The sequence below is a fragment of the Streptomyces sp. T028 genome (assembly GCF_048159505.1).
Lineage (GTDB): Bacteria > Actinomycetota > Actinomycetes > Streptomycetales > Streptomycetaceae > Streptomyces.
This window is the reverse complement of sequence record NZ_JBLRVZ010000104.1, coordinates 1-8,394: the sequence shown is the minus strand read 5'-3', so window position 1 is coordinate 8,394 and position 8,394 is coordinate 1. Positions and strand designations below refer to the sequence as shown.

11 protein-coding genes and 1 pseudogene are annotated in these 8,394 nt (G+C 71.6%); all 12 read right to left on the bottom strand.

All coding sequences use genetic code 11. From position 1 onward, the window contains the following. Positions 1-395 (bottom strand): hypothetical protein (locus ACLZN2_RS50555; RefSeq protein ID WP_416986998.1); only part of this gene is annotated, 395 nt, incomplete at its 3' end. Between the two features lie 75 nt (positions 396-470). Next, positions 471-1,298 (bottom strand): DUF317 domain-containing protein, encoded by an 828-nt coding sequence (locus ACLZN2_RS50550; RefSeq protein WP_416986997.1) that lies wholly within the window; start codon positions 1,296-1,298, stop codon positions 471-473. Then, positions 1,295-1,498 (bottom strand): hypothetical protein, encoded by a 204-nt coding sequence (locus ACLZN2_RS50545; RefSeq protein ID WP_416986996.1) that lies wholly within the window; start codon positions 1,496-1,498, stop codon positions 1,295-1,297. The genes ACLZN2_RS50550 and ACLZN2_RS50545 overlap by 4 nt, the downstream gene beginning before the upstream one ends. Then, positions 1,495-1,860, bottom strand: coding sequence for a hypothetical protein (locus ACLZN2_RS50540; protein ID WP_416986994.1), 366 nt, complete (start codon positions 1,858-1,860; stop codon positions 1,495-1,497). The genes ACLZN2_RS50545 and ACLZN2_RS50540 overlap by 4 nt, the downstream gene beginning before the upstream one ends. 112 nt (positions 1,861-1,972) lie before the next feature. Further along, complete coding sequence (locus tag ACLZN2_RS50535) at positions 1,973-2,773, bottom strand: DUF317 domain-containing protein (protein WP_416986992.1); 801 nt, start codon at positions 2,771-2,773, stop codon at positions 1,973-1,975. Beyond that, positions 2,770-3,135, bottom strand: coding sequence for a hypothetical protein (locus ACLZN2_RS50530; protein WP_416986990.1), 366 nt, complete (start codon positions 3,133-3,135; stop codon positions 2,770-2,772). The genes ACLZN2_RS50535 and ACLZN2_RS50530 overlap by 4 nt, the downstream gene beginning before the upstream one ends. A gap of 291 nt (positions 3,136-3,426) precedes the next feature. After that, positions 3,427-4,179, bottom strand: a complete 753-nt coding sequence (locus tag ACLZN2_RS50525; protein ID WP_416986988.1) for a DUF317 domain-containing protein — start codon at positions 4,177-4,179, stop codon at positions 3,427-3,429. A gap of 483 nt (positions 4,180-4,662) precedes the next feature. Next, entirely contained in the window at positions 4,663-5,322 is a 660-nt protein-coding gene (locus tag ACLZN2_RS50520; RefSeq protein ID WP_416986986.1) for a hypothetical protein, read from the bottom strand. Beyond that, on the bottom strand, positions 5,319-6,068 hold the full coding sequence (locus ACLZN2_RS50515; protein ID WP_416986984.1) for a hypothetical protein: 750 nt from the start codon (positions 6,066-6,068) through the stop codon (positions 5,319-5,321). Before ACLZN2_RS50515 ends, ACLZN2_RS50520 begins: the two co-directional genes overlap by 4 nt. Positions 6,069-6,556: 488 nt before the next feature. Further along, positions 6,557-7,435 carry a hypothetical protein gene (locus tag ACLZN2_RS50510; RefSeq protein ID WP_416986999.1) on the bottom strand — a complete coding sequence of 293 codons (879 nt, stop codon included), beginning with the start codon at positions 7,433-7,435 and terminating at the stop codon, positions 6,557-6,559. Then, the gene (locus tag ACLZN2_RS50505) at positions 7,435-7,899 is read right to left on the bottom strand and encodes a tetratricopeptide repeat protein (protein ID WP_416986983.1); all 465 of its coding nucleotides are present in this window, start codon (positions 7,897-7,899) and stop codon (positions 7,435-7,437) included. Before ACLZN2_RS50505 ends, ACLZN2_RS50510 begins: the two co-directional genes overlap by 1 nt. A 315-nt stretch (positions 7,900-8,214) precedes the next feature. Next, a pseudogene (locus ACLZN2_RS50500) lies at positions 8,215-8,394 on the bottom strand (hypothetical protein); the annotation flags it as partial.

Below are 8,394 nucleotides of genomic sequence, written 5' to 3'. Positions count from 1 at the left end.
GGACGGGCGTCGGCGGGCAGGCCGTCGAGGGCCTGGTGCCACTCGTCATGCAGGGCGTCGAGCCGGTCGAGCGCGTCGCGCAGGGTGCCCAGTTGCCACACCCAGCGGTTCTGCACCGCGCGGGCGGGCAGGGAGGCGAGCTGGATTTCGGCGGTGGCGAGCAGTTGGTGAGCTTGCTCGCTCACGGCCTCGAACGCGTTGGCCGTGTCGGCGTCGCGCTGGGCGGCACGCCGACCGTAGGCGTCATCGTCGTACGGCCAGCCGTCGAGGTCGGTGTGTTCGTCGGAGTAGATGTTCCAGGCTTCGAGGATGAGTTCGCTCTCCCGCAGGAAGGCGTCCAACTGGTCCAGATGCGGCTGGTGGATCTCGTTCGGGGCAGGCGTCGTGGGGATCAAAGGTATTCCGGGTGCAGGGTCTGGTGTGAGGGCAGGGCGGGTGGTGAGCCGGGAGGCCGGGCCGCCCGGCTTGGGTCAGCGACCCCGCACGGTGGCCGGGGAGGCGGTGGCGGGAGCTGGTCCGCTGTGCGTCGGCAGCGCAGCGCTGCGTCGGACTTTGCGGGCAGCGGCGCGGGCGGCTTTCAGACGAGCCTCGTGGGCGGCGGCGAGTTGTTCGCCCTGCGGTCCGCGCTGGTGCTGGGTGACCAGATGGGAGTGGGGAACGTCGTACCGGCCGCGCTGCACGGGCTCGTCGCTGGCCAGAGCGGCGGCGAACGCGGCGATCAGATGCTGCGGCATGTTGTCGTCGAGGGAGGCGCGCCAGAGCCGGTTAAGGCCGCCGAGCCCGGTGGCGAGGGTGGCTTCCGCGGTCCAGAAGAAGCGCTCAGCGGGGGAGACGGTCCAGCGGCGCAGGCTCAGGATGCCGTCTGGATGCGCGGCTGTTTCGTTGCCGTTCTCGTCGCGCTCGTAGGCCCAGCCCGCCGAGGTGAGGGCTGGCCAGATGTCTGGGGTGGTCTGGGGCGCGGGCTGAAGCAGGGCGTCGGTGAGTGAGGCGAGTATCTCGACGGGGGTGTTGCCGCCGAACTCCGTGTACCAGCGCCGCTCTTGGGATCCGCCGCGGATGCGCCACCATGCTGCGTACGGCTCTGGTCTGGGTTCCAGGACCAGGGTGTGCTGGTAGTCGGGGCTGGCCAGGAGGACGTGGGGATAGTCCGGGTCGGAATGGTTCTTCCATCCGGCGGCGCGCAGCGTCTGGGTGATGCGTCGGGGATCGCCGCGGCCGGCCAGGTGCCGAGGGCGGGTCTCGAACCAGATGGTGTTGTGCGGCTCGTTGGCGCGGGTGGGGAAGTGGGGGTGGGTCACTGGGCTGTTGATGAGAGAGGGATGGAGAGGGCCAGACCGCTGCCAGTCCGCTCGGATTGATCGGCGTTGGCCGGTGTGCCGGTGGGCGTGCGGTAGCGGGCGTCACCGGTTCCAGCCAGGTGATGGGGATTGGTGCCGCGCGGGATGCGCCAGGAGAGCTGGGCGGAGTGCTCGGGCAGCTGCCGGTCCGCGTGCGTCACGAACGGCCCTGTGCAGTACCGAGTTCGGAGCGCATGATGGCCCGCAGTTCGTCGAGCGTGTGATGCAGGCTGTGGTGGCCAGTCTGCTCCCACGCTGCACTGCGCAGGTCGGCGACGAGGGTGAGGGCAGCGCCGTGCGGGATGGTGGGGTTGTCGGTGAGGGCCCGGGCGAAGGCCCGCAGCGTGTCGCCGAGTTGGATGGGAAGGCCGGCGTATTCGTCGAGCAGCGGCTCCATGAGGGCGAGTGCCGTGCGCAGGTCGGGGTTGGTGCGCAGATACTCCGTGAGCTGCGACAGGGTCTCGGTGGCGTCGCGGATGTCGTCGGGGGTGGGGGTGACGTCGTCCGGGAAGTGGTCGGGCATGAAGGTTCCTCGGGTTGAGTGGGAGCGGGCCCGGGCGGAAGACCGCGGGTGGGAGTGCGTCGCCCGTCGGGCTGGAATCGGGTCCGGCTGTGCGAATGGCGACGGTGTGTAATCAGCGGCGGCGTGCCGTGCCCGCTGCGGAGTACGGGCCCGGGGCGGGCGTGCGTCGGGGCCGGGCGGTCGTCCAGGAGTTGCGTGCCCAGGTCGCGGCGCGGGCGGCGGTGATCCGGGCCTGCTGCCAGGCTCCGAGTTCGGAGGGCAGCACGGAGACGGAGGTGGTGCGGATCCGGGTGGACGGCGGGACGTGTCCGCGCGGACGCATCACCGGCCGTGGGTCGGCCAGAGCGGTGGCGAACGCCTGGATGAGGTGCATCGGGGTGGTCGGCGTGAACGTCGCGTCCCAGCTCCGGCCGTGCTCGGTGCCGGCTCCGGCGAACCAGTGGGCCTTCCCGGCCCCGTCGGAGTGGAACTGCACGAACGCGTCGCCGTCCGGGCTTGTCGCGGTGAACTGCCCGTCGCGGTCGGTTCTCCAGCCCTGCTGCTGAAGCGGTGACCAGACGTTGGGCGCGTGCGCGGAGCGGGGCTGGGTGAGCGCGTCGGTGAACCCGGCGACGATCTCCACAGGTACTTGGCGTCCGAAGGTCGCATGCCACGCCTGCTGCTGCGCGGTCGGCTTGCCGGACACTGTCCAGCCGCCGGGCTGGGTGAACGGGTCGTAGCCGACACGGACCGTACGGTCGGGGCTGTCGAAGATGAGACGGCCCCCGGTGGTGGACTTGTCCTTCCAGCCCGAGGCGCGCAGGAACTCCGTGACGTGCCGCAGGTCGCCGCCACCGGCGAGATGGCGGGGCTGGATGAGGTAGTGCTGCTCGGGCTGCTGACCCGGCCCCCAGCCGGTCCACTGCTTCTTCATCGGCGGCGCCTGACGACGAGCGACGAAGCGACCGGTGGCGGTGTTGCCGGCCGGGGTGGGGCGGCGGGGTTGGCGAGGGCGTCGAGCTGTTCGACGTGCTCGTCGAGGTCTTGGCCGATGCTGTGGAGTTCGTTGGCGGCGCGGCCCACCGCGAGCCAGACGTCGGGCGGGAGGATGCCGCGCTCGGAGTGGTGCTTGGCGAACTGCGAGCCGGTGGCCATCAGAGCGGTGAACCGGCCCAGAACACCGACGTCCTGGTCGAGGACGGTGGCGAGGATGTGGGCGGCCTCGCGCGGTGGCGCGAGCGCGAGATGTTCGGACAGTCGGCCGATCTGGTCGGCTATCTCCTGGGCGAATCTCACGGGGTGAACAGAGGGGTCGGTCACGGGCCTCCTGGTCGGGATGCGGGGGGCGTGGGAGTTAGCTGTGGTGGCCGAGGCGGCGGGGTTCGTCCAAGGCGGCTTCGGGGTGGCCGGTGGCCAGTGGCGTGGCCCCATCACGAGGACTCAGGACGAGGGCACGCAGATATCGGCGGAAGAGGAAGACAGCCAGGCGGGGCGGACGTTCCGCTGTGATCGGCGGTGGGGTCCGGAGGGGTGCGAGAGGTACGGAAAGCTCCTGAGACGAGGGTGATGAGCGGAAGGGAGGAGCGGTCAGCGGGTGCGGGGCGCGCGCCGGGAGGAGGGCCGCGGTGCGGCGGGCGATGCCGCGGCGAGGCGGTGGCCACGGGCTTCGTCGATCCGCGCTTCGAGCTGTGCCTGCTCGTCGTCGTATCCGTGCAGGGTCTGGGTGAGACGGGTGTAGGGCCCGCATCCGTACAACGGTGTTCCGATGGCCATGCGCGGCAGCGGGTCGTCGGAGGCGAGGCTGCGGGTGAACGCGGCGACGACGCCGGGCGGGGTGTGGGTGCTGAAGACGGCTGTCCACCAGGTATGTCCGTCGGCCGTGCAGGCGGCGTGCCACGGCCCGCGCGTGGGGCTGAGTGCGGTCTCTTCCGCGAAGCGGACCAGGCCGTCCGGTGACACGGCCGTCGGCGTGGGGGCCGCGGCGTCCGCGTTCCAGCCTGCCGCGTGCAACGGGCCGAGGACATCCGGGTCGTGGCGGCAGGCTGGTCGCAGCATGGTGTCCACGAGCGCGGTGACGTACTCGACGGGAAGGTGCGCGCCGAGGATCGCTGCCCATTCGCGCCCAGTGGGGGTGGTGGCGCGCAGGGTCCAGGCTCCCCGGCGGTTGAGGGCGACGTGCAGACGGCCGTCGGGGCTGGCCAGGGCTGTGTGCTGGTCGATCGGGGACACGTCCCGCCAGCCGTGGCCGCGCAGCAGCCACTCGGTCAGATGTTCCCAGTCGCTGCCGCCGGCGAGGTAGCCGGGCGCCGCCAGGACATAGGGGACGGTGGGGTGGGGCATCGGGCTCCTGCGGAACGAACAGAGGGCTTGGGTGAAGTCAGCCGGCGCGGCGGGAGCTTCGGGCCAGGGAGGACGCTTCGGCTGAGGGCGCGGGCACGGCGGGTGCGACGCGCTGGGCTCGGATCTGGGCGGCGGCGCTGCGGTAGGCGGATTCGTCGAAGAGGTAGTCGGGGATGTGGACCGACGTATCCGGCCATCAGCAGCGCGGGAACGGCGCGGGAGGCGAGCTGCTTCTTCTCGTCCTCGCCGAGGTGTGCAGGAGCCTCGTGCCAGACGTAGGTCGGGCCAGAAGGGCCCGCGGGCTGGAGGGTGCTGCGTTCGAAGCCGAGCCGGTCGAGCAGCGCGAGGAGCTGCTCGGGTGCGCCGGTGGGGGTGTCGGCGTGGACGGTGTCGGTCAGGGGTTTGCGGTAGATCTCGACGTCGGTGCCTTCGTCGTCGGCACGGTTTCCCACGGGCAGTTGCTCCTGTTCGGGGGGCGGGGCGTCAGTGTCGCCGGACGGACGGTGGCTGAGGCAGGGCTGTTGGGGTTGTCGCTGAGCGTGGCGGACGTGGGGACGTCGCGGCCTGATTGCGGATGCGCTCGATCCGCAAGGTGTATGCGGACAGGCTCTGGGTGGTGTTTCTCAGCTCGGCCGCGAGGTCGGTGTCGTCGTCGGCAGGGCCGAGGTGTTCGGCCCAGGACATCCAGATGACGTTGAGGGTTGTGACGAGATGAGGCAGCAGCCCGTTGTGCGGTGCGGCGATCTGCGTCAGGATCCCGGCCACGTCGCGATCACTGTCGGCATCGCGGGCGCGCTCGGCGAGCCGGTGAAGGTAACGGTGGGCGGCCTTGCGGTCCCCGTCCGAGGTGTTCAGCGTCTTGAGGTCGGGGTCGAGGTGGACGCTGTATCCGGCCTGCAACAGCGCGAGGGCTGCGGCCGTGGCGCCGGTTCGCTGCTGGTCGACCGCCATGGTGTGGGGCTGGCGGTGGTACGGGCCGCGAGGGCCGGGGGCGTCGATGAACCTTCCGGCCGCCTGCAGAATGCCGGCCGCGCGCTCGTCGCCGCCGATGGCGACAACCAGCTGCGTGCGCGGATCGCGGGTGATGGTGATGTAGTCGAGGACGAAGAAGTCCGGCTCGCCCCCCTGGGCGCTGCCGTTCACCGCGCGCGGTGAGAGGCCGGAACCGGCCTGGCGGGGGGCTGGGGGTGGGTGATGTCCGGCGCGGGTCGGCCTGTCGGGCGGGAGAGCAGGACGCCGACGCCCAGTGCGGACAGCCGGTGGCCGACGGCGCGGACGGATGCGGCCACCTGGGCTGAATCGCCGTCGGACAGCACGAACAGATTGCGTGCCTCGTCGGACACGAAGCCGTGCTCGGTGAGGGCCTTGGTGACGTCTGCGCGGTCGGGCGGGACGGTCACGATGTCCTCGCCGGACCAGGTCAGCACCACACGCTCCTGCTGGTCGGCCGGCCGGGTGGAGAGGCGGGCGGCGTTGTCCCGCACCTGGGCGAGGGCTTGCTCGTAGCGGGGCAGCAGGCGCAGCGAGACGTGCTTCGCGGCGCGGAAGGGGTTCGCGACGACGGCGATGCCGTCGGGCTCGCGGACCCCGCGGTACGCCTCGGTGGGCAGGTTGTTGGGGGCCATGGCGGCGATGAGGAAGCCGTCGTCGTTGCGGTCCATGACGAACAGCCGGGTGCCGTCCGCGTGCCGGGTCAGAATCGCGCAGTGGTCGAGGGAGTGCTCGGCGAGGGCGGCGGCGACCTGGTCCAGGTCCCAGACCTCGGCGGTCAGTTTGCCGTGGTCGGTGGAGCTGCCGCGGTCGGGGTGGTACTGGCTGGTCCATTGGCCGGGCAGTTCGCCGGCGAGGACGGCGGCGAAGGAGGCGAGAGAGTCATCGGTGGCGGGCAAGGGTTTCCTCAAGGGATGGGACATCCTCGGTGGCCGGTGGGTGTCGGCACGGCGGGGCGCGGATGCAGGGTGGTGGGGATGTGGGGTGGCGGGCAGGAGCAGACGGCGGAGGCTTCCGTCCCGTCCGGCCCGGTCTCGACGGTGCACGGCCGCGGCCCGGGGTGGCGTTGGTGACGGTCGGCGAGGTCGGTGCGGGTGTGGGCCAGGTCGGAACGGACGGTCTGCAGCCGCTGCTTGGCGAGGTGACGCAGCCGCTTGGCGGTGTGCCGGCCGACGGGGTGGCCGAGGTGTTCGTAGAAGTCGGCAGTAGCGGCGAGTACGTCGCCCGGGACGGTCAGGATGCCGTCGTGGGTGGCGGTAACTCGATGAGGACATCGGCGGCTTCGTCCGTGGTGACGGCCCGGCGTAGGCGCTCGGCGAGATGTGCGACCTGGGCACCGAGCGGAAGCTCATACGCTTCGCGGCGGTCGGTAAAGAGCGGCAACTTTCTAAGGAGTTGATCGAGTACGAGCGGACGCGGAACGGGGGACAGACGCCGCGGGGGCGGGGACGGGCGGGCGGAATGGGGCGGCCAGGTCCGCGGCAACGCTGTCCAGGTCCTGCTGGATGCCGTACAGGCGGCGAGCGATCCACTCCAACTGGTGTTCCGTGACCAGGCCGTCGGGGTGGGGAAGCGCGCCGAGGCGGTGCGCCGCGTGCTCGACGAGCCCGCGCGCGGTGGCCAGCGGCCCGGTGGTCTCGTCGGCGAGCTGGTGCAACAGCTCGCCAAGCTGCCCCGTCGTCCCGACAGCCGCGCGCACAGCGGCCGGGGGAGTAACGGTGCGCCGCGACGACCGGCCGGGCAGGGGCGCAAGGAGGCTGAGGGCGGTCTCCAGGCGTCGGCATTCCGCCGCCATCTGGAGGAGCAAGCCGGCCTGGACGGTCCAGGTGCCGTCGGGGCGAATGAGGTTGGCGATTAGGTCGAGACGCCGGGGCTGAGCCTGGAGGGCGATCCAGCGGCAGCTGCTGGTGTCGCCCGGTGTCGCGATTCCGGCGGCGCGGGCGAGCCGGTGGGCGATCTCGGACCACTCCGGGCCGGTGAGCCGGCGGTCGCCCGGGGCCAGACGCACCTCGGCGTGCCAGATGGAGAAGCGCTCCTTCCGCAGGCCCTTGGCGCGGGGATGCTCCCACGACGGCGCGTCCAGGTGATCCTCCCAGTCCTTGGACGTCCAGACACGCTGCTCGTCGTCGAAGGCGACGTGGCCCAGACCCGGCCAGTGAGCAACCACCGTGTGCCCGGTCAGGCCCTCCTGATCGGACACGGGACGGCCGAGGGCCTCGGCCAGCGCTTCCGTCGCGTACGGGCTGCGGGTGCGCACGCGCGCCATCATTCCAGGCTGCCTTTCACGGGGCGGCCGACGAGGCGCTGGACGTCGCGGGCCGTGGCGATCAGGGAACGCTCGCGGACGAGGTCGGCGTGGACGGACACATCGCCATGCGGCAGCAGATCCAGGGCGCGGTCGATCGCCTCGAGCGCAGCCCGGTACTCGCCGAGCGCGCGCAGAGCGGCGGCCTCGCGGAAGAGCGCGATGGGGTCAGTGCGCGAGGCGAACGGCGGACGGTCGAGGATCTGCAGCATGAGCTCCTCACGCCCAGGCAGGTCGTGCCCGAGCCACAGCCCGTGCAGCAGTACATGCAGCGTCTTGACGTGGTCGCCGGCGTCGTCGAGGACCTGCTGCATGAGGGCGAGGCCCTCGGGCCGGGACTGCCCGAGCAGGGCGAAGGCGTAGAGGGCGCGGCTGTAGCAGTCCAGGCCGTCCCGTTCCTGCGGCGGCAGCTGCTCGACGAGCAAGGTGAGGGTGGGGGCAGCGGAAGTCGTAGCGCAGGGCGCTCAGGTACAGATGCCGCATCGACATGGTGGCGACCGGGTCGGGTCCGGATGCGAGGACGTCTTCGGAATGGAGGAGGCACAGCACGCTGTGGCCGGCGGCGCGTGCCGTCCACGCGGCGTTGGCGCACAGCTGCGCGGATTCCTGCCAGGTGGCGTCGAGTTCGCTCAGGCTGGCGGCCAGCTGCGTCGGCCAGTGAGCGGCGGGGATGGCCGTGGTGGCGTCGGCGCTGGCACGCAGCAGCGTCAGGGCCCGGCCGGGGCGGCGGGTGGGGAAGGTCACCGGCCACCTCGGGCGTCGGCGCGGTGGACGAGCTGGTTGAGGTGGGTGAGCGAGTACCAGCCGCAGTCGAAGGACCCACTGCCCGAGGGCACCTTGGGCAGGACGTAGTCCTCCAGGGCCCGGCGGTAGATCAGGCAGTCGGGGCAGTGACGGGAGAGGTGGATCATGTAGCGGGG

What these genes read in the sequence shown, in the direction of transcription:
- ACLZN2_RS50525 (WP_416986988.1), bottom strand. Translation starts at nt 4,179, where the DNA reads ATGCCCCACCCCACCGTCCCCTATGTCCTGGCGGCGCCCGGCTACCTC.
- ACLZN2_RS50535 (WP_416986992.1), bottom strand. Translation starts at nt 2,773, where the DNA reads ATGAAGAAGCAGTGGACCGGCTGGGGGCCGGGTCAGCAGCCCGAGCAG.
- ACLZN2_RS50510 (WP_416986999.1), bottom strand. Translation starts at nt 7,435, where the DNA reads ATGGCGCGCGTGCGCACCCGCAGCCCGTACGCGACGGAAGCGCTGGCC.
- ACLZN2_RS50540 (WP_416986994.1), bottom strand. Translation starts at nt 1,860, where the DNA reads ATGCCCGACCACTTCCCGGACGACGTCACCCCCACCCCCGACGACATC.